This window comes from Segatella copri (genome assembly GCF_003465495.1).
In the GTDB taxonomy this organism is placed as follows: domain Bacteria; phylum Bacteroidota; class Bacteroidia; order Bacteroidales; family Bacteroidaceae; genus Prevotella; species Prevotella copri_G.
The window spans coordinates 26,941-52,330 of sequence record NZ_QSAV01000027.1; the positions used below are offsets into that span (position 1 = coordinate 26,941).

A 25,390-nucleotide genomic window follows, 5' to 3' on the forward strand; every position below is an offset into this window, starting at 1 on the left:
TCCGGATGGATTATCGCCTCCGGATGGGGTAGTAGGAGGCGTATCGGTAGAGGTAACCTGCTTCACCACCTTGCCGTTTCGGTCGTAGCAGGTGATGTTGACGGAAGTCTCTTCGAGTTCCTTCTTGATGTCGGTGTTAGGCACGAAGATGATGTATCGGCGGGTGATGAGGTTGGCGCTCACCTTGTTCACATCCTCTACGGCGGTAGAGTTAAGACCGAATCGGAGGCTGCCCAGTCCTGGCACAGCCACGCTGTGGCCCTCGGTGGCCCATGCAGCAATCACTTCGCCTATGGCCGACCATCCGGCGTTGATTACCGCCTTAGGCAATCCGCTGCGAACGGCGGCTTCTTCTATCACCTTCGTGGCGTTGAGCTGGCTGTAGAGTTCAGCCTGCATCACGAATGCCCACTTTTGCTTACCTTTTTCGAACGCTACGTTGCGCTCAATTGCTTTTACTTTAATACCCATAATTCAAATCGTTTTTTTAAATGGTTAAACAAATCAGTTTACATGCAGCTGGTAACACCGAGCGTGGTGCCTACGGCAGTAAGTACGGCGATAATCACCTGCAAGATAGTTTTCCAAACTTCCTTTTTCATTTTCTTTTTCCTTTCTTTTTTTTAAATGGTTCAACAATCAGTTTTTTTAGTGGTTAATTCAGCCTATCTTTGAACGACAATGCAAAGATACAACATTTTTCTCTGAAAAACAATAGTTGTCCCGAATCACGTGCATCCTTGTCCCGAATCACGTGCATTCCTTCCGCATATCCCATTCTCTTCCGCCTAATTTAACCGCCATTAATTTAATGGCCATTAAATTAAATGTTAAATCCGTTAACATTATATGGCATGTTTTGCCTTTCCAACTGCGTGGCGATGCAGCCTGGGCTGCGTCGCCACGTATCGCCCGTTGCGTCGGGGCGTAACCTCGGTTACGTCGTGACGCAGTTTTGGGGGCATCGGGCGCACAGTAACTTGCTATGTGGGTTAGCTGGTTGATAGAAGGAAAGGCAAAAATGTGAATGTGAATGTGAATTTGAAATGTTTTTCAATGTTACCTGAAGGAGAAGCGTATAATCGTGTTTAAGTAATAGTAGCCATTATAACAGGTTCATATTATATATATATAATAAGGTACGCGCGCGAGGACTGAATTTCATTCACAATATCCAATTAAAGGAATGGATGGAACAACCCGATACATTGATTTACATTTCAAATTCACATTCACTTTCACATTTTGTTTTGATGGCTTTATGAAAAAAAGACAATTTAATAAAAAATAATTTAGAATTTATTTGTTTATTCGGGGAAAAAGTATTACTTTTGTAGATGCTATGAAAAATAACTTTCATGGTATAACTTAAATCGCAAGCCAATGACTGGACGAATCAAAAACAGCACAGAAAAGACTTCTTTTGTTGTCTTCAAGTTTGATTTCTGCAAAAGCCGGAATCTTTCAAGTATCGAGGGTACTCTACCCTTGGATTTTCTCGAAATGTCATCGCCTGAAAAATATCAGGAATGTCAGACTGGTTTCGAGAAGGTAATGGACAGTTTGCTGAAAAGCAAGAAAATGACTTTGGTGGAATCACGGAAGAATGAGGAAGATGTTATTCACGACAACCGAATATTGGGATTTCGCGAAGGTGTGGCTGTGCTGGATGTATGCGCAGACAAAAAAGAATTTTATTGGAGTAACTTTAAGGAGAATGAAATTCACAACCAGCCTTTCTGTAAGGTAATCATTGATAATCGCCCCAACAGAGGTTTCCTTTTTGTGGAAGAATCTAGAATCTTCGGCGGCAAAAGGGGACAGGACAAGGTGGTGGCTCTTCTGCGTGATAATATCAACAGGGTGGCGAATCAATATGGCTGGAATATGGTGATTTCTGCCAAGTTGCCACCTGGTGATTTCTTTGATGCCGTGGCTGAGAGAATCAAGGCTGGCTGCAGGCCAAAGGCTGTGGTGTTTTCTTTTCCTCGTCATCAGTCTCTCAGCGATGCGCCATATTCCTTAGTCCTGCAATTGCAGATGCAGCATTCATTCATGGAGTGTCTCAATGCCAGTATGTATGAGGTAAAATTTGGTACAGATAAAGGTAAGCAGTTGCACTTAGACAAGGCAAACCGAGACATTGCCTTGATGGTGAACCTGTGCAGCAAGGAAGATTACGGCATCAAGGTATACTATTGGAAAGGTCCGTGCACCTCTTCCCGTTCGCTGAAACGAACCAAGGTGAAAATCTCCGATGCAGAGATTTCCGCCCTGGTTATAGGAGATGCTGTCTGTTGCGATTGTCATGGGAATTCTCAGTTTGCTTTGATCAATTCTCTTGATGTGATTCTTGATGATTTAAAGGGTTACGACGATGAGGTTATTTAAGATGAAGACCAGACAGATGGTAGATAAATCTTTCTCGCAACACATGATTTATCAGGTTTTCAGAGCCATCACCCATGATATCTTCAATGATAAGACGTGGTTCCCTACGTCCAGATGTTCATGCGAGGATGTTTTTTATGAGGTGTTCTGCATCGTAGACAAAATGATGTTTTCGCATACCGATACGGAGAGCCGCCTGGCCTTTGTGGAAGGAATAGGGCAATATGAGAAAAACTATGTTGACGAGGATGGGTATGCTACAGCTCAGGACGAGCGGCAGAGAATCGTATTTGTCATCCTGTATATGGCAGCTGTGATACTTCAGATGATGCCTTTGGAGTCGAAAGTGTTTCAATTTTGCTCAATGATTATGGGGCAATGGAGAGGCTACGTAACTCAGGAGTTTTCTCAGCGGTGCCTCGGAGCAGTCGTGAAGAACCGGGATGTGGTTGAACAGCTGGCAGCCAATATCGGTTATTATGGCGAGGATGGTTTCTTCGTTTCATCTCAGATTAATGAACTGATGCGCCAGAACAATGATGAAGATTATCTGCACGGATTCGAGCCTGAACAGAAGAGGACATTGGAATTGGAAGTGACAGACGATGAGCATCAGGAAAACGGCGGGCAGGAAAAAACGGAAGAAGATAATGAGAAGGAATGGGGCGACTTGAGCCAGGGAGAAAGAGTAAAGCGAGCCTTGCAGAAGATGATAGACGAGAAGGCTATTCCTTTGAAGAAAGACTATGCCCTGATTATGGTGGCGCTCTCTGATATCAACGATTTTGAAGGCAAATTTGATAATGGCGCATCTTTCTGCAAGTATCTTACAGAGCAGCTGGGTCTGCCTTCCAATCTGACCAATGGCGGTGCCATCTCCAAGCGTTTCTCCAAGATGCGTGGCGAATTTCCCAACTGGAGTTTTGATGATGTAAGTGATCCTAACGCCCGGCAGAAACTCATCAATATCGCTAACCGTTTTGTTGCCATCTACCGTAAGGGACAGTAGGAAGCGGGGAAATGATAGCTTCTTGTGAGTGTTGGCAAGTTTTAGATGGAATGTTAAAAACGTAAAATAGAGCAAGTTTTAGGCATATTCTACGTTTAATATTAGAATAGGTTTAATAAACAAATTAGGATATGAAGTATTTTGTAAAAAAATCAGTCTTACTACTGTTGGTAGTCTTGGCTTTTTGTGCGTGTGACAACAGCAATGACAATGGTGAAGTTATTCCGCCCAATCCACAGTCATCGAAATCTGTCGTCAATTATACTGGCGAAGTAGAGTTTGTGGTGCATGCGCCACAAATTCGTGAGGATATAGAGCAGGATTTGAAGGCAAACCCTCCTTTTGGAGGAAGCAAGAAATATCAGTTTATCATAAAAAGTCACTCGACGCTTTCTCCTTTATATATGCTATATGCGGTGAATCCTGAGGACGATAAGTCTGCTGACGGGTATATACTGGACATCGCTGGTAAAGTGGAGAGGAATGACAATTATAGATTGTTCCCTGCTGCATCTGGATCAGCTTGGTATAAGGAGAATATTGTGCCTGTCGACACAAAGGATGGCAAGCCTGTTGCAACATACGATGTATTTATACATCAAAATATTCCTTCTTCTTTGGTTCATAGCAAGATGTATTTCTGCGAAGACCTTACGGAGAAATATCGCCAGAAGTTCCCTAATGAAGACATTCATGCCGTGGTTCGCCGTTTGGTTCTTTCTTATGTCAGTGGGGGTGATAATATAAATGAATAGAAACATATCTGAACAGAAGATTTTTTAGAAATAATACAGTATCAGCACTTTTTGCTTCGTTTGCAAGCAAAGAGTGCTTTTTTTATGCCTTCAGATGAGCCCGAGGCTTAGCGGAAGGCTTAGTTGCCGGCGATGAGGCTTAGTAGGAGGCGAACCGGCAGGACGCCTATTGCCGGGGAGGCTTTTTTTCCTTACTTTTGCATACAGAAATAATCAATGATTGGGATTATGGAAAAAGGAAAGAAAATACCTCCACAGGAAGCGTCTCAGACTAATCCAGTGGCAAAGCCTGAGGATACCAAGGGCGGAATCAATAACAAGGTATCATCTGGGTTGAAAGGAGCAAAGCTGGCATCTGGGTTGATAGGAAAAAAGCTGGCTGAACAGGCTGAAGAGAATGAAGAGATGCCCATGCATCACCTGATTGCCGATAAGGATTATCCGTCGGGCATCAGAGAATGGATGATCACTTCGCCTTCTGACCTCAAGTATCCTACGCTGGTGGTGGCTGCTGCCATGCTCAGCGTTTATCTTACACGTGTCAGAATACAGTATGTGTATGATAATCAGGGAGAAAAATCGGCCATCGTGTTGCAGGTCATCGTAGAGGGCGAGCAGTCGAGCGGAAAGTCGTTTGCCAGATACATCATGCGTACCCTGATGAAACCTTTCATCGAGCGCGACAGCGAAATGAGAGCCAAGGAGCAGGAGTATGCTGCCTTGAAGCGACGCCAGGGAAAGAAGGACGGCAAGCTGCCACCCGAACCGAAGACCGACATCACCATCCTGCCCGAAACCGTATCGCTCACCATGTTCATCAAGCGATGCGATGCAGCCGTCAAGCTCTATGGTGCTCCGAAGACGCTCTTCGAATTTGCCGATGAGATTTCTGCCATCGTGCATTCTGCCAAGCGCCAGTTTGCCGACCTCTCGCAGGTTATCAAGACGGCTTACGATCTGGGCAGCGTCTATGGTCAGGATTTCATGAGCGAATCCAGCTATAGTGCCATGGTAGATGCCTTGCTGTCGTTCGTTTTCTGCGGCACCCAGAGTGCGGTGAGCAGATATATGAACAAAGCTGCCATTGAGGGCGGTGCTGTAACCCGAACCATCTTATGCCCGCTCATCAGTCATCTGGGCGACAATCCACCTCAGTTTCAGGCGTTGACCGATACGCAACGTAATGAGCTGGAGAATACATTGGACAAGCTCTTCGGGTTGTGCTACGAGGAAGATGGAAAATTCCATCAGGAGATAGAGGAAGATATGAGCTGGCTCTACAAGACGGTGGTAAAATGGTGTAACGACTGCCGCCAGCAGGTGGTGAAAACCATGTCCAAGTCGATGGATGTCTTCTACAAGCGCAGTTCGGTTTCAGCCTTCCGCATCGCTGCCCTCATGCAAGTGCTATACAAAGTGGAAGGGAAGAAGAGCGAGAAGGAAATCCGGAAACTGGTTAGGCAGACCTATCTGGCTTGTGCCGACCGCATCTTGCAGAATATGTTGCAGCGGTGGGGCAAGGCTTTCGAGCAGATCTCTGCCGAGGGCGAAGGAGAGCCTTATCATACTGTAGACTATTTCAGCGAGTTGCCGCAGGAATTCTCTTATCAGTTCCTGGAGGAATTTCTGAAGCAGAAGGAGCTCAAGACGCCTGCCCGCAACATGGTGTGCAACTGGCGCAGATGGGGATGGCTCGAAAAACCTGCAAAGGGCGAGGATAGAAAGGTGCTTAGAAAGACGCAGCAGAAAGGCACTATTGGTGATGGTAATACTAAAAAAGACAATTAGAAGATGGCAGAATATATAGATTCAAATACGCTCTCTAAACTTAGAGCTATCAGCATCCTGGAGGTTGCTGATGAATTGGGAATGGGTTTGCGGTATCATAATGCCCTTTGTATCAGTCATAATGATACCCATCCGAGTTTGCATTTCTGGACTTCCACCAACACTTGTCATTGCTTTGCATGCGGGTGGGGTGGAGATAATATCGACCTGGTGATGAAACGGGAGAATCTCTCTTTTTCGGAGGCTTGCCAATGGCTGTGCAGAAGATTCAATATCAGCGCCGGTAATCATTCTGCGGGAAACCGTAAGGAGGTGCTTCATCGGGATAAAACAGTTGCTGAGCATAGAAAATCTGAATGTGATACGGACAGACTCAATCTCAGAGGCGAGTTTCAGCATAAGCCTGACGTAGATTATCTGATGCGTATGCTCATGGGTAAGAAACTGACAGATAAAGCCAAGGATTTCCTGTTCTATCAGAGAAAGTTGCGCCCGGAATATATCTATTGGTGTAGAGTGGTGAGCACAGATTTCTCCATTGCTGGCTATCGCTTTGGTGGAAAGTTTTTTGATGGGCCTTCCTTGTTGATTCCCTATTATGATGTTCATGGCAATTTGCTGACGGTTCAGAGCAGATATCTGGGAGATAAGACTGAAGAAAAACCGCGGTTTAAGTTTGCACCAGGTAGCAAGCCGATGGTATATGGGATGCAGATCTTGCCGCAGGTGGCAGAAAAAGAACCATTGGTTATTACCGAGGGATGTACCGACTGCTGGAGCGCTATGTCTATGGGTTACAAGGCAATAGCCATCCCGAGTGCTACGCTTTGTAATGAAGAATGTCGCAATCTTTTAGCGGGAAGGAATCTTCACATGTGGCCTGATCAGGACAAACCGGGCATCGGTCTTTATATGAAACTGAAGGAAATGTTCCCTCAGCTGGTGTACCATCAGTTGCCGGAAGGTTGCAAGGATTTGTCTGATTATTACCAGTCGTTTTACGTTCAGAAAATGTGAAAGTGAATGTGAATTTCAAATGTTTTTCTATTGTTGTTTTTAAGTTGTTACGTGTTATGATGAAGTTGTTTTTAAATCGTTTTCGTAGAGATCATGGCGCCATTGTTGGTCGCCTTAGTCAGGAAGTAGTTAATCGCCAGGGTATCGTTGTAGGCCATCAGTACATTTGTGATACGATGGAGCGCGAGGGTGGCTGTCTGGAGCCGGGTGAATATCACATCATGGTGGCTAAATGCAAATGCTTCGCCCGCCAGATGCTTTTCCTCGAACCGGTAAGGGATAATTCTTCTTCATCTTCCTCTCTTCCTCTCCCCGAAACCTGCAAGCTTTGCCGCATGGAGCGCAAGAGTCATAGGTTCGGGTGCCTGGAAGAGCTTTATGCCCTTCCTTGTCCCATGATGCAGCCGGGCAATGGTCCGTTCCGTCTGCGCCAGGGTGGCATCCTCATCGGCGAGGCTCATGCGCCCGGCTTCGTACTCAAGAGTCAGGAACGCTTCCTCCTGCTCTTCGACCGCGTGAAGAAGGCGATGGTCAGGGGCAGCGAGGTAGTGGTGGAAGTGGGGTAAGGGACATCTTGGCAAGAAAAACTGCATTTTCTCGGCTTCCCAGAAGTTTCATTGCGTAAAAATCATCATATTATTTTCAATTATTCTTAGTCCTTATAATCTACCTTGATCACGATGACGCGGATGGTCTGGATAACCTCTCTTGCAGCCGCATTTCTGTGCTGAATTATGACAGCAGGTATGCGCACCGGCGACCATCGATGTACTGAATAAAAGGGCTATGCCACAGATAATCTTCTTCATTTTGACTTATTAAATTGTAGTGTTAGTTAAATTTGAGGGCAAAAGTACAAAGAATATTCGAGAAAACAAACGGAAAATGGAGATTTCTTCGTATCTTTGCACACATATTTTGTAAGATTATGAAGAAACTGTATATTCTTTTGTGTGGGGCAACGGCGGCTCTGCTGATGGCGGCATGCCAGGGAGGAAAGACGGCTGCTGCTGATGCGGAGGATGGTGATACCCTGGAGATGAAGTACGCCAAGTTGCTCACCATCGTGAAGCATGGCGATGGGGAAGAGAATTCCGATGAAGCAGAAGACATTGATTATCAGTATGCTGAGGCTATCATCGCCAACCCCTGGAAGGCGGGAACGATGCTGCATCGCTACATCCTGATTCCGAAGGGAGAGGAGGGGGATAAGACGGTGGCGATGCTTGCCAAAAGGCGCAGCACGGGAGCGAGATGCACTACCGATACCGTGCGCACACCGGTGGAGAAAAGTGCCGTTTTCATCGCTCCCCATTGCCAGCTGATGTACGAACTGGGCTGCCAGCAGGCCATCCGTGGTGTCTGCGACCTCGATTACATCAATATTCCGGATGTAAAGAAAAGGGCTGCTTCTGCAGGAAATGTTTCTTCCGGAAATGTTTCTGCTCAGAATGCTTCTGCTCAGAATCCTATTGTGGATTGCGGTTCGAGCATGGCACCCGACATTGAGCGCATCATCGCCCTGAAACCCGAAGCTATCCTCCTTTCGCCTTTCGAAAACAGCGGAGGATATGGCAAGCTCGATAAGCTGCACGTGCCTATCATTGAGGCTGCCGACTATATGGAGTCTTCGCCATTGGGCAGGGCGGAATGGATGAAATTCTACGGCATGCTCTTTGGAAATGAAGAGGGAAAAAGTAATGGAATATCGGGTTCTTGCGAACCAAAGGCAGATTCGCTCTTTGCGAAGATAGAAAAGGAATATCTGAAGCTGAAAGCTGAGGCAGCCGGGTATCCGAAGGGCCTCTCCATCCTGACCGAAAGAAAGACGGGCAATGTATGGTATGTGCCTGGAGGTCAGAGTACTATCGGTATTCTGCTGAAGGATGCCAACGCCCGTTATATCTTCGAGGACGATCAGCACAGCGGAAGTCTCTCCATGAGCCCCGAACAGATCATCGCCAAGGGCAACCAGGTGGATGTCTTGGCTTTCAAATACTTCGGCGGAAATGCTTTAACCAAGCAGAATCTTCTAGCTGAATATCAGGGTTATCAGGCTCTGAAAGCATTCCAGACAGGCACCGTCTACGAGACCGATACCAGCTGTGAGCCATACTTCGAACTCACCAGTTTCCATCCCGAGATATTGCTCCGCGAGTTCATCATCCTCTCGCATCCAGAAGCAGGAGATAAGTTTGGCAAACTCAGATTCTATAAGAAATATTAATGAAGAAGACAACGATTATATCCATTACGTTGGTGCTAGCGATAGTAGCCTTGTTCTTTGCCAACCTGGCGTGGGGTAGCGTGAGCATTCCATTGAGGGAGGTACTGAGCATATTGGCGCACCCAGGGGTAGATATGACCCCGGCAGACTCCTATTATCCCAATGAGACCATCGAGTCGATGAGTCATTACATCGTGATGGAATCCCGTTTGCCCAATGCCATCACAGCCCTCTTGGCAGGCGCAGCCCTCGCCACGAGCGGACTCTTGCTGCAAACTGCCTTCCGCAATCCCCTGGCGGGGCCTGACGTGTTCGGCATCAGCAGCGGAGCAGCACTGGCTGTGGCGGTGGTGATGCTCGCCTTCGGCGGCAATATCTCTATCGCAGGCTTCAGCATCGGCGGCTTCTTGTCATTGGACGGACTCACCATCGGTGGCTTCCTAGCCATCCTCATCTCCGCCTTCGCTGGAGCCATGCTGGTGATGGGCATCATCACTCTCTTCTCGGCGATGGTGCGCAATCAAGTGGTGCTGCTCATCATCGGTATCATGGTGGGCTACTTGGCGAGCAGCGGCATCTCACTGCTCAATTTCTTCAGCTCGGCAGAGGGCATGAAGTCGTACATGATATGGGGCATGGGCAATATGGGCAACGTGTCGATGGCAGAAGTGCCTTACTTCGCCACGGTCACCCTCATCGGCCTGCTGCTCTCGCTCCTGCTGGTAAAGCCTCTCACTGCCCTGCTCTTGGGCGAGCAATACGCCGAGAACCTGGGTTTCAACATTCGCCGATTGCGCATCCTGTTGCTTGTAGTAACAGGCCTCCTAACGGCAGTGGTCACCGCCTTCTGCGGTCCCATCGCCTTCATCGGCCTGGCCACGCCCCACATCGTGCGCCTCCTGATCCGTACTGACAATCATCGTCAGCTCCTGCCTCTCACCATGCTCATGGGCTCCGCCATCGCCCTGCTCTGCAATGCCCTCTGCGTATTGCCAGCAGGTGGCGGCATCATCCCGCTGAATGCCGTCACCCCGCTGTTCGGCGCCCCCGTCATCATCTATGTTTTGGTGAAGAGGAGATAGGGAAAAAGCCAGAGTTTTGCTTAGTTTTTTGCTGGGCTCAACTGTATAGATAGTGTATGAAACAGGAAAAGAATATAGAACGAATGTATCGTCAGCATTATGAAAAGATGTATAATTTGGCCAGGTGCATCCTAAGCGCGTGAAGGAGAGGGGGCAAAGCTGTATGATGAGTTAAGAATGCTAAAAAATAATCATGGGTAATGTGTTTACTCATCTATTCTTTGTATCTTTGCAAAGTAGAATTGAGTAATTCGTGACGAAGAATTGAGTAATTCGTGACAAAGAATTGAGTAATTCGTTATTAAGAATAGAGTTGTTTAATATTACAAATTAAAGAATATGGGTGAGTATAGAAGACCACATTACAACTTGATGTTGAGTAGGTTGAGCGAAAGACGTAAGTGTATATTTGTTTTGGCAGGACCAAGACAGGTTGGCAAATCAACAGTTATGGCGCAAATAGCAGAGACTATTGATAAGGTAGTATTTCAATTTAATGCTGATTCTGTAAATGAAGAAGATTCGGATTGGATTCGACGTTCTTGGGAGTCTGTTCGAAGCCGAATGGATATTCAGCATTTGCAAGAAGCTGTTCTTGTAATAGACGAGATACAGAAAATACGCAGATGGAGTGAATATGTGAAGAGAGAGTGGGATGCCGATACCCTAAATCATGTAAACCTGAAAGTCGTATTGCTGGGTTCGTCTCGCTTGCTTTTGCGCAAAGGGCTAACCGAGTCTTTAGCTGGTAGATTCGAGTTGATTCGTATGGGGCATTGGACTTTTCCGGAAATGAAAGCTGCTTTCGGGTTATCACTCCAACAATGGATTTATTTTGGAGGTTATCCAGGCTCGGTGGATTATATAGGGGATTTTAGGCGTTGGAGGAAATATGTCAAGGATTCTCTTGTGGCACCTGCCATTGAAAAGGATGTTCTCTTGACTTCGAATATTTACAAGCCTTCACTCATGTCACAGCTTTTTGAGGTAGGTTGTTCTTATTCTGGTGAGTTGTTGTCACTCACCAAAATGCTTGGACAATTGCAAGATGCAGGCAATGTCACGACTTTGTCTTCTTATCTCGAAATATTGAAGCAAGCCAACTTGCTTTGCGGACTTCAAAAGTTTGCATGCGATGAGGCTCGTAAGAGACAGTCTATCCCAAAGTTTACTGTGTTTAACAATGCTTTGTTCACGGCATATCGCGGTAAGGGGTTTGACAAAGATTATGTTGACCCAATGATTTGGGGCAGATGGGTGGAATCGGCAGTGGGTACTTGTCTTCTCGATTTTGTGGAGGACAATGACTGTCATCTCTATTATTGGCGAGATCATAATAATGAGGTGGATTATATCCTGGAGTCACAAGGAGATTTCGTTGCCATAGAGGTTAAGAGTGGAAAGAGAGGCATGAATAGTGGTATTCCTATGTTTCAAGAGAAATTCCATCCTCTGAAATCAATCGTTGTTGGCACCGATGGTATTCCATTTGAAGAATTCTTCTGTATGGATATCATGCAATTGTTTGAATAAAAATTGGAAAATCATCTATCGATATGATGCGGAATACGATAGAATTATTCTTGTTGACTTATGGAATATGAGACGAAATCCCAAGTACCTGATTAGGCAGTTCATAAGAAAACTATAAGAAAAAGTAAACAGCCAACTTTCAATTGGGATATTGAAGGTTGGCTGTCTTCATTTAAGAAATGCAGATTTTTAAAGTAGCATTCTTACTTATTCACGACATTAATCGGATTGCCCTCGAGAAATGCCTTGACGTTGGCGGCTACCTGCTTGTTCAGGCGCTCGCGAGCCTCGTAGGTGGCCCAGGCAATATGAGGGGTGAGGTAGGCATTAGGCTCGCCGAAGAGCGGATTCTCCTTTGATGGCGGCTCCTGAGCCATTACGTCGGCACAGTAGGCACCCAGACTGCCTTCGTGAAGGGCGGCAGCTACGGCCTCCTCATCTACCAGCGGACCGCGACCCGTATTAACCAGGATGGCGGTATCCTTCATCTTCTCCAGACTCTCCTTATTGATGAAATGATAGGTGTCATCAGAAAGCGGACAATGGAGCGAGAGAATATCGCTCGTGGCAAGCAAACCCTCCTTGCTCACCTTCTGGATCCACTCAGGCAGATTGCTCGAATTCTTGCTGGTGCAGGCACAGATGTTCATGCCAAACTGGCGGGCGATGTTGGCAACTTTCATGCCGATATTGCCCAGTCCCATGATACCCAGGGTCTTGCCGGCAAGCTCCATCAGTGGGGTATCCCAATAACAGAAATCCTTATTGTAAGCCCAGCGCTCGTTGCGGTTCTCCTGGGTATAATGCTCTACGCGGTTGGTTACGGCAAGGATGAGGGCGAAGGTCATCTGCGCCACGCTGTCGGTGCTGTAGGCAGGAATATTGGTTACGATGATGCCCTGTTTCTTGGCAGCCTCGATGTCTACCACGTTGAAACCGGTAGCCTGGATACCGATGTATTTCAGTTTAGGAAGCTGCGCCAGTGTCTCTGCATCTATCTGCACCTTGTTCAGAAGGATGATGTCGGCATCCTTGGCACGTTCCACTTTCTCTGCATCTGATGTGCGAGGATAAACTACCACCTCGCCCAGTTTCTCCAGAAGATGATAATCCAAATCTCCCGGGTTTGCGGCATAGCCGTCTAGAATAACAATCTTCATAAATTTTTCCCGTTTTCTGTTGTTATAAAATTCAAGACCCATCTGTCCTGACAAATCTGAGTCTGAGTTTATTTTAATGGGAAAAGCCTTCCCCTTGAGAAAGAGAAAGGCTTTTCCGTATGTATGGTTTATTCGTTCATCAAGTAGTTCTTGAATGATGCGAAATCCTTGGTCATCTGGATGCTCTTCTTCTCACCCTTCATGAATTCTGCAAGGCGGGCAGGAATCTCAATGTCGCTGTCAAGGATGCTGTCTACCTTCTCCTTGAACTTGGCTGGATGAGCGGTCTCGAGGAACACGCCAACCTCACCTGGCTTCAACTGCTCCTTTAGGGCGCGATAGCCGCAAGCTCCGTGAGGGTCAAGCACATACTTGGTTTCATTGTAGCATTGCTTCATGGTTTCTGCAATCTGCTCGTCCTTGTATGTAGCACCACCGATGTAGGCAGCGATGGCATCATGATTGCCCTTGTAGAGGTCGTAGATGCGGGCAAAGTTTGATGGGTCGCCTACGTCCATGGCATTGGCGATGGTCTGCTTGCTAGGCTGTGGATTATACTTGCCTGTCTGCAGATACTCGTAGAAGATATCGTTGGCGTTGTTGGCTGCGATGAAGCGGTGGATAGGCAATCCCATCTCATGACCGAAGAGTCCGGCTGTGATGTTGCCGAAGTTGCCGCTAGGCACGCAGATAACCAGCTTGTCGGCGAGACCCTTCTCCTTCATGCGGGCATAGGCATTGAAATAATAGAATGCCTGAGGCAGGAAGCGGGCTACGTTGATAGAGTTGGCTGAGGTGAGCTTCATGTGCTTGTTGAGCTCCTCGTCCATGAACGCAGATTTCACCAGTGCCTGGCAGTCGTCGAATACGCCATCTACCTCGAGGGCTGTGATGTTCTGACCGAGGGTAGTGAACTGGCTCTCCTGAATCTTGCTCACCTTGCCCTTAGGATAGAGCACGTAAACATGGATGCCGTCAACGCCGAGGAAACCGTTGGCAACAGCCGAACCGGTATCGCCCGATGTAGCTACGAGCACATTCACCTCTTCCTTGCCCTCCTGACGTACGAAGTACTGCAGGAGACGGGCCATGAAGCGCGCACCCACATCCTTGAAGGCGAGGGTAGGACCATGGAACAGCTCGAGAGAGTAGATGTTTGGCTCTACCTCGACTACAGGGCAGTCGAATGCCAGGGTATCGTATACAATCTTCTTCAATGACTCGGCATCAACGTCCTCGCCAAAGAAGGCATCAGCTACCTTGTAGGCAATCTCCTGAAAGGAGAGTTTCTCGATGTTGTCGAAGAAATCCTGTGGCAACTTCTTGATGATTTCTGGCATATAGAGGCCACGGTCTTCTGCCAGACCTTTAACTACCGCCTTGTGAAGGTCGGCGATGGGTGCTTTCTTATTTGTTGAATAATATTTCATTTTTTACTTTGAACTTTGAAATTTGAACATTGAACTTTATGATTAGCTTTGGGGGCTATCATGAAGCCGTTGATTTTAATTGATCGCCATGAAGGCATTCATGAATTCCTGCAGCTGCAGCATGCCGTAACCGCCACTCACGCAGCTTACCTCGTCATACTTCTCTACGCTATCCGGTTCCATGCCAGGGTAATAGATGATGAAAGGCACAGGCTCCTTTACGTGGGTACGGATCTCTACCGGAGTAGGATGGTCTGGGAGAACTGCGATGCATACCGGCTCGTCCCAGGTGCTTACCTCATCGAAGATAGGCTTGATGAGTCGCTGGTCGAGGTTCTCGATGGTCTTCAGTTTCAGCTCCAGATCACCATCATGACCTGCCTCGTCGCTCGCCTCTACGTGAACATAAACGAAGTCGTCGCCGTCCTTCAATGCCTGGATAGCTGCGGCTGCCTTGCCCTCGTAGTTGGTATTGGCAAGACCGGTAGCGCCCTCAACGATGATGTTGCGCAGACCGGCGTAATGGCCGATGCCTCGAATCAGGTCTACGGCAGAAATCACAGAACCCTTCTTGATCTGTGGATACATCTGAGAGAGGGTGAGCATGTGCGGACGGTAACCACCGCCCCAAGGCCAGATAAGATTGGCCATTCGTTCGCCACGCTCCTTGCGCGCCACATTGAAAGGATGGTTCTCCAGGAGTTCCTGACTCTCGAGAATCAGCTGGTTCAGAAGGTCGGCTGTATCACGACGGCTGATGTGACCCTCATCGCCTCCAATCTCCGGCAAGATAGGTTTCACCATCAGCTTATGCCATTCCTCGTTGGGATGATCATGAGGTGGGGCACAGTCGATATGCTTGTTTCCGTGCTTCACCACCAGAAGATGGCGATACTGGATGCCGGTAACAAACTTGACATCAGGATATTTCTTGCCGAGGGTATCGTTGAGATACTTGATGAGCACATCCGCATCTTCCGTTTCCAGGTTACCACCGTTGTGGGTGATAATCTTGCCGTCCTGCACATTGATGATGTTGCAGCGCAGGGCAAGGTCGGTAGGCTCCAGTTCATAGCCGATGCTGGCAGCCTCCAGCGGTCCGCGTCCTTCGTAAACCTCGTTCTGGTCATAGCCCATGATAGAGCTGTTAGCTACCTCAGAACCCGGATGGAATCCATCTGGCACGGTAACGAGTCTTCCTGTCTTGCCCTTTTTGGCAAGCATATCCATATAGGGTTTGTTGGCGTATTGCAGGAGTGTCTTTCCACCCAGTCTTTCTACCGGGTGGTCAGCCATTCCGTCGCCAAGAATGATAATATGTTTCATCTCTTCTTTTAATGTTAAGTGTTAAATGTTAGCGATACTCATGATGTTGGCGAATACACCGGCAGCAGTTACGCTGGCTCCGGCACCATAGCCCTGAATCATCATAGGGTATTCCTTATAGCGCTCGGTGGTGAGCAGCACGATGTTGTTGGAACCTTCCAGATTGTAGAACGGATGCTCAGGACCGACAGCCTGCAAACCTACGCTTGTCTTGCCGCCATCCAGGGTAGCAACGAAGCGCCAGCGTTTGTGCTCTACATCGAGCGCCTTGCGCTTAGCCTCGAAATCGGCATCGAGCTCAGGAAGTTTCTTCCAGAAGTTGTCGAGCGACCCCTTGAAGTATTTGTCTGGCACGAAGAGGTTTTTCTCTACATCTTCCTGCTCTACGCGGTAACCTGCCTCGCGGGAGAGAATCACCAGCTTGCGAATCACGTCCATACCGCTCAGGTCGATACGTGGATCAGGCTCGCTGTAGCCCTTTTCCTTAGCCAGTCTCACGGTCTCAGAGAATGGAACGACGCTGGAGATGGCGTTAAAGATAAAGTTGAGCGTACCCGAGAGAACTGCCTCAATCTTAAGGATTTTATCTCCGGAGTTGCGAAGGTCGTTGATGGTTCCGATGATAGGGAGACCGGCACCTACGTTGGTCTCGAAACGGAATACTACACCACGCTGGATGGCAGTCTTCTTCAGTTTCTCGTAGTTCTCATATTCGCTTGATGCAGCTATCTTGTTGGCTGCGATAATGCTTACGTTGTGCTCTAGCAGACTCTGGTAGAGAGCGGCTACATCCTTGCTGGCAGTACAGTCTACAAACACGCTGTTGAAGATGTTCATCGCCAGGATGGTATCGCGCAGAACCTCTGGAGTGCTTGGGTCTGATTTCTTCAGTTCCTCGCTGTAGTTCTCGAGATCAATACCATCGCGGTTGAAGATGGCGTTCTTGGAAGAAGCGATACCCACCACGTTGAGCTTCAGTTTGCTGCGCTCCATGAGGTCGGCATACTGGTTCTTGATCTGCTCGATAAGCTTTCCGCCCACGGTACCCACACCGCAGATGAAGAGGTTCAGCACCTTGTATTCTGAAAGGAAGAAACTGTCGTGGAGTACGTTGAGTGACTTTCTCAGATAATCGCTCTTCACTACGAACGAGATGTTGGTCTCTGAAGCACCCTGTGCACAGGCGATGACGGAAATACCGCTACGGCCGAGGGTTCCGAAGAGCTTACCGGCAATACCGGCTGCATGCTTCATGTTTTCACCCACGATGGCGATAGTGGCCAAGCCCTTCTCTGCGTGCATTGGGAACATGGCACCATCGGCAATCTCGTTGTGGAACTCATTGTTCAATACCTTTACAGCCTCTTCTACATCCTGCTCGCGCACACCGATAGAGGTTGAGTTCTCAGATGATGCCTGTGACACCATGAACACAGAGATGCCCTCGTTGGCAAGAGCGGTGAAGATACGGCGGTTTACACCAATCACGCCGACCATGGAAAGACCGGTTACGGTGATGAGCGCTGTACCGTTGATGGAAGAGATACCCTTGATAGGCTTCTGGTCGCCATCTATCTTGTTCTTGATGATGGTGCCCGGAGCATCTGGGTTGAAGGTGTTCTTAACCTTGATAGGAATATTCTTGACACAAACCGGGTAGATGGTTGGAGGGTAGATGACCTTTGCACCAAAGTTGCAAAGCTCCATCGCCTCAACGTAACTCAGTTCGTTGATGGTATAAGCTGATTTGATGACACGTGGGTCAGCGGTCATGAAACCGTCTACATCAGTCCAGATTTCGAGCACTTCTGCATCGAGGGCAGCTGCTATGATGGCTGCTGTGTAGTCGCTACCGCCACGGCCAAGGTTGGTGGTGCGATCTGTGTTCTTGTCACGACTGATAAAACCCGGAACGAGAGATATGCGTGGAATTTCTGCAAAGGCTTCTTTTACCAGTTTGTTAGTCAGCTCGCTGTCGAGTACATGCTTGCCTTTACCGTTCTTGCGCTCAGTCTTGATGAAGTTGCGTGAGTCGAACCATTTGGCTCCACGAATCAATGTGGCAACAATCTTGGAACTGAGTCTTTCACCATAACTCACGATGGCATCCTGCGTTTTCTCGCTGAGGTCGTGGATGAGGTACACACCAAAATAGATGCTCTTCAACTGTTCGAAGAGTGCATCAACCGATTTGAATAAGTTTTCTCTGTCTGTAGTGTCGGTGATGATGGTGTCTATCATCTTGTGGTGGCGATCAACCATGGCTTCGAATTCTACTTTCCACTGTTCATCACCCTTGAGGGCAAGTTGAGAGGTTTGCAAGAGTTTGTCCGTGATACCGCCAAGCGCGCTCACGACAACCACTACACTCTGTTTCTTAGCCTCGTTTTCAACGATACGTTTCAAGCTGAGGATGCTTTTTACGGAACCAACCGATGTTCCGCCGAATTTTAATACTTTCATATGTTCTTGAATTTTACGTTGGTAATGTAATGCCTCCCCCGAAACGACCGAGGCCGAAGCAGAACTTGAGGGCAAATGTACGAATAATATATCAAACTGCCAAGGATTTTAACAAAAAAGTAGCATATTGTAGATAAAAAAGCTATTTCAGTAGATAATTACAGGCTCTTCCTCTCCCTTATACCTTATTATATATATAAAAAACGTTGAAATGTTTGGGTGTTTCGGATTATTTGCTTAATTTTGCGCTTGCAATTCAATGCATAAAAGACATAAGCATAACAAACATAAGAAGGAACGAATGAAATATCTTTTATTCTCAGATATCCACGGCTGTTTGCCAGCCCTGGAAAAGGTCCTCGATTTCTTCGAGGCTGAACATTGTGACATGATGTGCATCATGGGGGATATCATCAACTACGGTCCCCGCAACCGTATTCCGGAAGGAATCGATCCTAAGGGTATCGTAGAAAGACTGAATGCGCTGGCAGACAAGATTATCGCTGTGCGTGGCAACTGCGATGCGGAAGTAGACCAGATGCTCCTCGATTTCCCAATCATGGAGACCTATGCCTTGCTGGTAGACGGAGGCAAGCGCTATCTTCTGACTCATGGACATGTATACAATAAGGAAAACATGCCGAAGGGGCCTTACGAGGCTATGATCTATGGACACTCCCATCTCTGGGAACTCTCTCATAACGAGAAGGGACAGGCCATCGTAAATACCGGCAGCATCACCTTCCCGAAGGGTGGCAATCCGCCAACCTTTGCAACATTGGAAGATGGTAAGTTCACCATGTATCAGCTGGATACGCTCGAAGTGCTGGCTACAATGGAAGCATGAAAAAGTGAAAGTGAATTGTGAAAGTAACGCGAAATCCATAATATGGAATCGGTCACTTGTCACTCGTCATTTTTATAAAACTAATCATAAAGTTCAAAGTAAATGATTCAAGAATACCAGATAAGAATTCTGCCCGAACAGGCAGCAAGCGAGGAAGGCATCAAGCGTTATCTCGCCAAAGAAAAGGGATTGGATGTAAGAACGCTCAACCAGGTGAGGGTTTTGAAGAGAAGCATCGATGCCCGTCAGCGCACCATCTTCGTCAATCTGAAGGTGCGTGCTTATATCAACGAATTTCCGCAGGACGACCAGTATGTCCATACCGAATATCCGGATGTGAGCAGCAGACCTCGTGTTATCGTTGTGGGTGAGGGACCTGGCGGTCTCTTCGCTTCCCTGCGCCTGATAGAACTGGGTTACCGTCCTATCGTGCTGGAGCGAGGCAAGGATGTGCGCGAACGCAAGAAGGACCTCTCTAACATTACCAAGACTCAGAAGGTAGATGGTGAGAGCAACTACTGTTTCGGTGAAGGTGGAGCCGGTGCTTATAGTGACGGCAAACTCTATACACGAAGCAAGAAAAGGGGAAGTGTAGATAAGATTCTGAACGTATTCTGCCAGCATGGTGCCAATACCAATATCCTGGCAGATGCCCATCCGCATATCGGTACCGACAAGTTGCCACGCGTTATTGAAAACATGTGCAATACCATCATCAAGTGTGGCGGCGAAGTGCATTTCCAGACCAAGATGATTCGTCTGATCCTTGAGAGTGAAGGTAAGCTGACGGCTCCTGATGCTGCAGCTGGCGATAGGGTGATAGGTGTAGAAGCCGTGAATCTGGCTACGGGTGCTGAGGAAACTTATCGCGGACCGGTTATCCTGGCAACAGGCCATAGTGCCCGCGATGTATACCGTTATCTCGCTTCGGAAAAGATAGATATCGAGGCAAAAGGCATCGCCGTGGGTGTGCGTCTGGAACATCCTTCCCAACTCATCGACCAGATTCAGTATCACAATAAGAGTGGTAGAGGAAAATATCTGCCTGCTGCCGAATATAGCTTTGTTACTCAGGTAGATGGCAGAGGTGTCTATAGCTTCTGTATGTGTCCGGGCGGTTTTGTGATTCCGGCTGCTACAGGACCGGAACAGCTCGTGGTGAACGGTATGAGTCCGAGCAACCGCGGTACTGCCTGGAGCAACTCGGGCATGGTGGTGGAAACTCATCCCGAGGATGTGGCGCAGTTTGTGAAGGAGCATCAGTCTGTCATCGAACAGCAGGAAATGAAGGCGCAGGAGAATGCTTCACTCTTCACTCCTCACTCTTCACTCCAGATGATGTACTTCCAGGAAATCGTGGAAAAGCAATGCTGGCAGCAGGGCAACATGAAGCAGACTGCTCCGGCACAGCGCATGGCTGACTTCGTGAACAATCGATTGAGTTATGATCTGCCAAAGAGTAGCTATGCACCAGGCTTGATTTCGAGTCCGTTGCATTTCTGGATGCCGTCTTTCGTGAGCAAGCGACTGCAGGAAGGCTTCAAGACCTTCGGCAAGAATGCCCATGGTTTCCTGACCAACGAGGCTACGCTGATAGCGATGGAGACGAGAACCTCATCGCCTGTCCGCATCGTCCGTGACCGCGAAACCTTGCAGCATGTCCGCATCCAGGGACTCTTCCCATGTGGCGAAGGTGCTGGTTATGCAGGCGGAATCGTATCGGCTGGTGTAGACGGAGAAAGATGTGCAGAGATGTGTGCTGAGTATTTGAAACAACAATAAGCGAATGCCTGAAATGATGAAATACAGAAAAACGGGAAAGTTTAAGCTGGGCTTCTTGACTTTACTCCTGAGTGTGCTCTTCGTGGCGTGTGGCTCGGGAGCGTCAGATGCTGACAGGCAAATCAAGAGCAAGACTGATTTGAAGGGGGCTGTGATTGGTGTGCAGCTCGGTACCACTAGCGACGGACTAGCTACGGAGCTGGAAAAGGAAGGTGGCGGTACCAAGGTAGAACGGTATAACAAGGGAGCCGATGCCATCCAGGCACTCCTGCAGGGTAAGATAGACTGCATGGTGACCGATGAGGCGCCAGCCAAGGCATTCCAGCGGGTGAACCCATCGCTCCGTATCCTGCCCGAAACCTTCGATGCATCCTCTTTCGCCATCTGCGTGGCTAAGGATCATGCTGAGTTGCAGCAGTCCATCAATCATGCCATCCGTATCCTGAAAGAGAATGGCGTCATCGATTCCATCGTCAACCGCCATCTGGAACGGGGCATAGCCGTGGCTTATACGCCAAAGACTTCTGAGGTGAAGAAGGTGGGACCGGAAGCGCTGCAGAAACTCGGCTTGAAGACGAGTCTCCGTTTTGCCACCAACGCTACCTTCGAGCCTTTCGAATATTACCAGAATGGCAAGATTGTGGGCATCGACGTGGATGTGGCGAATGCCATCGGCGATGTGCTGGGCGTGGATGTCGAGATTCTCGATATGGAGTTTGATGCCATCATCACCTCTGTACAGGCTGGTAAGGCAGATGCGGGTATTGCCGGCATCACGGTTACTCCTGAACGGAAGAAGAATATCGGATTTACAGATTCCTATGCCGATGTGCGACAGGTTATCATGGTGAATTCCAATGAAGTGAAAGCAGCTGGTAACCAGCCGGGAGTGATAGATAAGTTTAAATCCTGCTTCATAGATGACAACCGTTATCAGTATCTGTTGCAGGGTTTGGGCAATACACTCATCATCACCTTCTTCGCCATCATCCTTTCCGTGATACTCGGAACGCTGATAGCTATTGTCAGAGCACGTCATGAACGTAAGGGCGACTGGAAGATTCCGAACATGCTCTGCCAGCTGTACCTTACCATCATGCGAGGCACGCCAACCATGGTGCAGTTGCTCATTATCTATTATGTGGTGTTTGCATCAGCAGATGTCAATAAGATACTGGTGGCTGTCATCGCCTTCGGCTTGAACTCGGCAGCTTATATTGCCGAGGTAATCCGCTCGGGCATTATGTCGGTGGATAAAGGTCAGATGGAGGCGGGTAGAAGTCTTGGTCTTTCGTATGGCAAGACGATGCGTCTCATCATCCTTCCGCAAGCCTTCAAGAATGTGCTTCCGGCTATGGGTAACGAGCTTATCACTCTGCTCAAGGAAACCTCTATCTGCGGTTATATCGGACTGGTAGATTTGACCAAGGGTTCCGACATCATCCGAAGCATTACTTACGAAGCGATGATGCCGTTGGGCGTAGTAGCCTGCCTCTATCTCGTTCTTGTTCTCGGACTGAACGCAGGAGTGAGAAGGCTGGAGAAGAGACTGAGAAAGAGCGAAAGGAAATGAGGAATCCTGAAAGGGCAAAAGCTTTAAAACAATGGATAAAATGAACGAAATAATCAAGATAGAAGGACTTCGTAAACGCTTCGGCGACAACGAGGTGCTGAAAGGCATTACCACCTCGGTGAGGAAAGGTGAGGTGGTTGCCATCATCGGTCCGTCGGGTTGTGGCAAGAGTACCTTCCTGCGTTCCATCAACCTTCTGGAAGAACCTACCGAGGGTAAAATCTTTATCGATGATATGGATATCACATCAAGCGATGTTGATATCAACCGAATGCGCCAGAGAGTGGGTATGGTATTCCAGCAGTTCAATCTCTTCCCTAATATGACCATACGCCGCAACATCATGCTGGCTCCGGTAGAATTGGGTAAGATGACAAGGGAAGAGGCTGATGAGAAGGCAACGGAACTCCTGACCCGTATCGGATTGCTGGATAAGGCCAACAGTTATCCCGACAGTCTGTCGGGCGGACAGAAACAGCGCGTAGCTATCGCCCGTGCCTTAGCGATGAATCCTGAGGTAATCCTCTTTGATGAGCCGACTTCGGCTCTCGATCCGGAAATGGTGGGAGAGGTGCTGCAGCTGATGAAAGATGTTGCTGCCGAGGGAATGACGATGGTGGTGGTGACCCACGAGATGGGATTTGCAAGAGAAGTGGCCAACCGTGTACTCTTCTTCAGTGACGGCTATATCACGGAAGACGGAACTCCTGAGCAAATATTCAACCATCCGAAATCGCCAAGACTACAGGAGTTTCTGGGAAAAGTTTTGTAATAGTTTATAGTTAACAGTTACTTGATGACAATAAAAAAAGATGCATTACTGGTATATTCAGCAATGCATCTTTTTTATTTGATGGTCTACAATCAGTAAAATGTTAACTGTAAACTATTAACTATTAACAGTTTTCTTCTCAATAATCTCTTCAGCACGTTTCAGAGCCTTGCTGATGTGATCTGTGATATTATCCTTGCCAAGAATATTGTAGAAACCAGCCTTTTCCAACTGGGCGTTTACCTTCTCGCAAACACCGGAGAGTACAACCTGAATGTCCTCCTTCTGACTCATCTCGCAGAGGTTGGTGAGGTTGTGGATACCGGTTGAATCAACAAATGGAACCTTGCGCATACGGATGACGCGTACCAGTGGACGGTCACCGAAAGCTGCCATCACTTCCTCAAACTTGTTACCAGCTCCGAAGAAGAAAGGACCATTGATCTCGTATACCTCTACGCCCTTCGGAATCGTATAGTGCTCCAGATTGGTAGAAAGGAAGTCAAACTCCTTGTTCAAGTCAATCTCATCATCGGTAATAGCTTTCACGTCGGTGGTTTCGCTCATTCGCTTCATGAAGAGCAGACAGGCGATAATCAGACCCACCTCAATGGCTACTGTCAAATCGAAGATGATGGTGAGGAAGAAGGTAATCAGAAGTACGGTTACATCGCTCTTCGGATTCTTCATCAATGCCAGGAAACTTCTCCATCCGCTCATTCCGTAAGATACAACTACCAATACACCGGCAAGACAAGCCATTGGTATGTACTGGGCAAGAGGCATCAGGAAGAGGAAGATGAGCAGCAGAACTATGGCGTGGATGATGCCTGCAATAGGAGTCTTACCGCCATTATTGATATTGGTCATTGTGCGGGCAATGGCACCTGTTGCAGGAATACCGCCAAAGAGGGGAGAGGCGATATTGGCCAAACCCTGAGCTACCAACTCGGTGTTACTGTCGTGATGATCGCTGATTACACCATCGGCAACAGTTGCTGAAAGCAAACTCTCAATGGCTCCCAGGATGGCGATGGTAATAGCTGGTGATACAAGACTCTTGATGGTCTCCCAATTCATGACTGGTACCTGAGCTGCAGGCAGTTCGTTGCTGATAGAAAAGCGGTCACCGATGGTCTCGATACTCTCAACGCCGGCAAACTGCTTGAGCAGTAAGGCTACAACGGTCATCAGGATGATGGCAATAAGAGAGCCCGGAATCTTCTTGCTGAACTTAGGGGTGATGGCGATAACCACTACGCTTACTACTCCGATAAGGGCACACCAAGGATCTATGGTGTCAAAGCTTTGGAAGTAGACGCCCCATTTCTCCAGAAAATCAGAAGGATTTGAAGTCAACGTCAATCCAAAGAGATCCTTGATCTGGGTCGTGAAGATGGTTACGGCGATACCACTGGTAAATCCCACAACGATAGGGTAAGGGATATACTTGATGATGGTTCCAAGACGGAGAAGTCCGAAGAGAACCAGGAACAGACCAGCCATCAGTGTCGCTATCGTCAAACCTTCCATGCCATATTTCTGGATAATGCCATAGATGATAACGATGAATGCTCCCGTAGGACCACCAATCTGCACTTTGCTTCCACCGAAGATGGAGATGATGAGACCTGCTACAATGGCGGTGATGATACCCTTTTCAGGGGTCACGCCAGAAGCGATACCGAATGCGATGGCCAGAGGCAGGGCTACGATACCAACGATGATACCTGCCATGAGGTCAGACATGAATGTTTTCTTGTTGTATGTCTTTAAACAGGAAAACAAACTCGACTTAATTGCTAATGCCTTCATTTGAAAGTTTTAAAATATATGTAATTAATCTTGTTATCCGTTAAAACGTGTGCAAAGGTACTATATTTTTTTTAATTGGCAAAATGTTTTTCTGAGTTTCTCCCTTTTCTTCGATAATATTCTTCTTCGTATAGTAATATTCTTCTTTGATAGATATATTCTCCGGATAATACTTTTCTAGTTGAATCCTGATTTCTTTTCGGTCTTGGAATATGAGTACAATATTATTAATGCGCTTGCGGGTGTGCGCCCGCACATGCAGGCAGGCGTGTGCATGTATAAAATAAAGTGTAGTGGTAAGAAAAGCTTTAGAAAGTCTTTATAAGTGTTAAAAAAGTACTAAAATCTAAACTTTTTTGCGAAAAGATTTGGCTGTTTCGAAAATAGTTAGTACTTTTGCACTCGCTTTTGAGAAATGCG

At 47.6% G+C, this 25,390-nt stretch carries 20 protein-coding genes; 13 read left to right on the forward strand and 7 right to left on the reverse strand.

Annotated elements, in window-relative coordinates; translation table 11 throughout:
• Both DWV53_RS09340 and DWV53_RS15775 read right to left on the reverse strand, forming a co-directional pair.
• Positions 1-471, reverse strand: a 471-nt coding sequence (locus DWV53_RS09340) for a DNA-binding protein (protein ID WP_259318955.1), incomplete at its 3' end; no start/stop codon positions are given.
• 38 nt (positions 472-509) lie between these two features.
• Positions 510-602, reverse strand: coding sequence for a smalltalk protein (locus DWV53_RS15775; protein ID WP_022121332.1), 93 nt, complete (start codon positions 600-602; stop codon positions 510-512).
• 781 nt (positions 603-1,383) lie between these two features.
• Here DWV53_RS15775 and DWV53_RS09345 point away from each other — a divergent pair.
• From DWV53_RS09345 to DWV53_RS09390, 9 genes are all read left to right on the forward strand, one after another.
• On the forward strand, positions 1,384-2,391 hold the full coding sequence (locus DWV53_RS09345) for a hypothetical protein (protein WP_147468761.1): 1,008 nt from the start codon (positions 1,384-1,386) through the stop codon (positions 2,389-2,391).
• Positions 2,378-3,400: a hypothetical protein gene (locus tag DWV53_RS09350; protein WP_147468762.1), complete on the forward strand. Its 1,023-nt coding sequence runs from the start codon at positions 2,378-2,380 to the stop codon at positions 3,398-3,400. Before DWV53_RS09345 ends, DWV53_RS09350 begins: the two co-directional genes overlap by 14 nt.
• A gap of 131 nt (positions 3,401-3,531) precedes the next feature.
• Positions 3,532-4,155, forward strand: a complete 624-nt coding sequence (locus DWV53_RS09355; RefSeq protein WP_118153113.1) for a hypothetical protein — start codon at positions 3,532-3,534, stop codon at positions 4,153-4,155.
• A 228-nt stretch (positions 4,156-4,383) separates the two neighbouring features.
• The gene (locus DWV53_RS09360; protein WP_118153115.1) at positions 4,384-5,943 is read left to right on the forward strand and encodes a hypothetical protein; all 1,560 of its coding nucleotides are present in this window, start codon (positions 4,384-4,386) and stop codon (positions 5,941-5,943) included.
• Positions 5,944-5,946: 3 nt separating this feature from the next.
• On the forward strand, positions 5,947-6,960 hold the full coding sequence (locus DWV53_RS09365; protein WP_118153117.1) for a CHC2 zinc finger domain-containing protein: 1,014 nt from the start codon (positions 5,947-5,949) through the stop codon (positions 6,958-6,960).
• A gap of 56 nt (positions 6,961-7,016) precedes the next feature.
• Positions 7,017-7,526: a hypothetical protein gene (locus DWV53_RS09370; RefSeq protein ID WP_118153119.1), complete on the forward strand. Its 510-nt coding sequence runs from the start codon at positions 7,017-7,019 to the stop codon at positions 7,524-7,526.
• Between the two features lie 362 nt (positions 7,527-7,888).
• The gene (locus tag DWV53_RS09375) at positions 7,889-9,187 is read left to right on the forward strand and encodes an ABC transporter substrate-binding protein (RefSeq protein WP_118153121.1); all 1,299 of its coding nucleotides are present in this window, start codon (positions 7,889-7,891) and stop codon (positions 9,185-9,187) included.
• Entirely contained in the window at positions 9,187-10,269 is a 1,083-nt protein-coding gene (locus DWV53_RS09380; RefSeq protein ID WP_118153123.1) for a FecCD family ABC transporter permease, read from the forward strand. Before DWV53_RS09375 ends, DWV53_RS09380 begins: the two co-directional genes overlap by 1 nt.
• 339 nt (positions 10,270-10,608) lie before the next feature.
• Positions 10,609-11,802: an ATP-binding protein gene (locus tag DWV53_RS09390; RefSeq protein WP_022120313.1), complete on the forward strand. Its 1,194-nt coding sequence runs from the start codon at positions 10,609-10,611 to the stop codon at positions 11,800-11,802.
• A 203-nt stretch (positions 11,803-12,005) separates the two neighbouring features.
• Here DWV53_RS09390 and DWV53_RS09395 read toward each other — a convergent pair whose 3' ends face one another.
• The 4 genes from DWV53_RS09395 to thrA form a co-directional block, all read right to left on the reverse strand.
• On the reverse strand, positions 12,006-12,962 hold the full coding sequence (locus DWV53_RS09395; RefSeq protein ID WP_117729195.1) for a D-2-hydroxyacid dehydrogenase: 957 nt from the start codon (positions 12,960-12,962) through the stop codon (positions 12,006-12,008).
• A gap of 128 nt (positions 12,963-13,090) precedes the next feature.
• The gene (thrC, locus tag DWV53_RS09400; RefSeq protein WP_022120315.1) at positions 13,091-14,392 is read right to left on the reverse strand and encodes a threonine synthase; all 1,302 of its coding nucleotides are present in this window, start codon (positions 14,390-14,392) and stop codon (positions 13,091-13,093) included.
• Positions 14,393-14,467: 75 nt separating this feature from the next.
• The gene (locus DWV53_RS09405) at positions 14,468-15,718 is read right to left on the reverse strand and encodes a cofactor-independent phosphoglycerate mutase (RefSeq protein WP_118153125.1); all 1,251 of its coding nucleotides are present in this window, start codon (positions 15,716-15,718) and stop codon (positions 14,468-14,470) included.
• Between the two features lie 21 nt (positions 15,719-15,739).
• Positions 15,740-18,181 carry a bifunctional aspartate kinase/homoserine dehydrogenase I gene (thrA, locus tag DWV53_RS09410; protein WP_117695719.1) on the reverse strand — a complete coding sequence of 814 codons (2,442 nt, stop codon included), beginning with the start codon at positions 18,179-18,181 and terminating at the stop codon, positions 15,740-15,742.
• A gap of 301 nt (positions 18,182-18,482) precedes the next feature.
• Between thrA and yfcE the strand changes: the two genes are divergently transcribed.
• The 4 genes from yfcE to DWV53_RS09430 all read left to right on the forward strand — a co-directional run bounded on the left by yfcE (position 18,483) and on the right by DWV53_RS09430 (position 23,155).
• A complete protein-coding gene (gene yfcE / locus DWV53_RS09415) occupies positions 18,483-19,028 on the forward strand; it encodes a phosphodiesterase (RefSeq protein ID WP_006848732.1) in 546 nt (181 codons plus the stop codon).
• A gap of 102 nt (positions 19,029-19,130) precedes the next feature.
• A complete protein-coding gene (locus DWV53_RS09420) occupies positions 19,131-20,810 on the forward strand; it encodes an NAD(P)/FAD-dependent oxidoreductase (protein ID WP_118153126.1) in 1,680 nt (559 codons plus the stop codon).
• Between the two features lie 13 nt (positions 20,811-20,823).
• Complete coding sequence (locus DWV53_RS09425; RefSeq protein WP_259318956.1) at positions 20,824-22,383, forward strand: ABC transporter substrate-binding protein/permease; 1,560 nt, start codon at positions 20,824-20,826, stop codon at positions 22,381-22,383.
• Positions 22,384-22,414: 31 nt separating this feature from the next.
• Positions 22,415-23,155 carry an amino acid ABC transporter ATP-binding protein gene (locus DWV53_RS09430; RefSeq protein ID WP_118153130.1) on the forward strand — a complete coding sequence of 247 codons (741 nt, stop codon included), beginning with the start codon at positions 22,415-22,417 and terminating at the stop codon, positions 23,153-23,155.
• A gap of 117 nt (positions 23,156-23,272) precedes the next feature.
• Here DWV53_RS09430 and DWV53_RS09435 read toward each other — a convergent pair whose 3' ends face one another.
• Positions 23,273-24,970: a SulP family inorganic anion transporter gene (locus DWV53_RS09435; protein WP_118153132.1), complete on the reverse strand. Its 1,698-nt coding sequence runs from the start codon at positions 24,968-24,970 to the stop codon at positions 23,273-23,275.
• Between the last annotated feature and the right edge of the window lie 420 nt (positions 24,971-25,390).

Excerpts from the sequence above, each read along its gene's own strand:
- DWV53_RS15775 (WP_022121332.1), bottom strand. The coding sequence starts at position 602 with ATGAAAAAGGAAGTTTGGAAAACTATCTTGCAGGTGATTATCGCCGTA.
- DWV53_RS09345 (WP_147468761.1), top strand. The coding sequence starts at position 1,384 with ATGACTGGACGAATCAAAAACAGCACAGAAAAGACTTCTTTTGTTGTC.
- DWV53_RS09350 (WP_147468762.1), top strand. The coding sequence starts at position 2,378 with ATGAGGTTATTTAAGATGAAGACCAGACAGATGGTAGATAAATCTTTC.
- DWV53_RS09355 (WP_118153113.1), top strand. The coding sequence starts at position 3,532 with ATGAAGTATTTTGTAAAAAAATCAGTCTTACTACTGTTGGTAGTCTTG.
- DWV53_RS09360 (WP_118153115.1), top strand. The coding sequence starts at position 4,384 with ATGGAAAAAGGAAAGAAAATACCTCCACAGGAAGCGTCTCAGACTAAT.
- DWV53_RS09365 (WP_118153117.1), top strand. The coding sequence starts at position 5,947 with ATGGCAGAATATATAGATTCAAATACGCTCTCTAAACTTAGAGCTATC.
- DWV53_RS09370 (WP_118153119.1), top strand. The coding sequence starts at position 7,017 with ATGATGAAGTTGTTTTTAAATCGTTTTCGTAGAGATCATGGCGCCATT.
- DWV53_RS09375 (WP_118153121.1), top strand. The coding sequence starts at position 7,889 with ATGAAGAAACTGTATATTCTTTTGTGTGGGGCAACGGCGGCTCTGCTG.
- DWV53_RS09380 (WP_118153123.1), top strand. The coding sequence starts at position 9,187 with ATGAAGAAGACAACGATTATATCCATTACGTTGGTGCTAGCGATAGTA.
- DWV53_RS09390 (WP_022120313.1), top strand. The coding sequence starts at position 10,609 with ATGGGTGAGTATAGAAGACCACATTACAACTTGATGTTGAGTAGGTTG.
- DWV53_RS09395 (WP_117729195.1), bottom strand. The coding sequence starts at position 12,962 with ATGAAGATTGTTATTCTAGACGGCTATGCCGCAAACCCGGGAGATTTG.
- thrC (WP_022120315.1), bottom strand. The coding sequence starts at position 14,392 with ATGAAATATTATTCAACAAATAAGAAAGCACCCATCGCCGACCTTCAC.
- DWV53_RS09405 (WP_118153125.1), bottom strand. The coding sequence starts at position 15,718 with ATGAAACATATTATCATTCTTGGCGACGGAATGGCTGACCACCCGGTA.
- thrA (WP_117695719.1), bottom strand. The coding sequence starts at position 18,181 with ATGAAAGTATTAAAATTCGGCGGAACATCGGTTGGTTCCGTAAAAAGC.
- yfcE (WP_006848732.1), top strand. The coding sequence starts at position 18,483 with ATGAAATATCTTTTATTCTCAGATATCCACGGCTGTTTGCCAGCCCTG.
- DWV53_RS09420 (WP_118153126.1), top strand. The coding sequence starts at position 19,131 with ATGATTCAAGAATACCAGATAAGAATTCTGCCCGAACAGGCAGCAAGC.
- DWV53_RS09425 (WP_259318956.1), top strand. The coding sequence starts at position 20,824 with ATGATGAAATACAGAAAAACGGGAAAGTTTAAGCTGGGCTTCTTGACT.
- DWV53_RS09430 (WP_118153130.1), top strand. The coding sequence starts at position 22,415 with ATGGATAAAATGAACGAAATAATCAAGATAGAAGGACTTCGTAAACGC.
- DWV53_RS09435 (WP_118153132.1), bottom strand. The coding sequence starts at position 24,970 with ATGAAGGCATTAGCAATTAAGTCGAGTTTGTTTTCCTGTTTAAAGACA.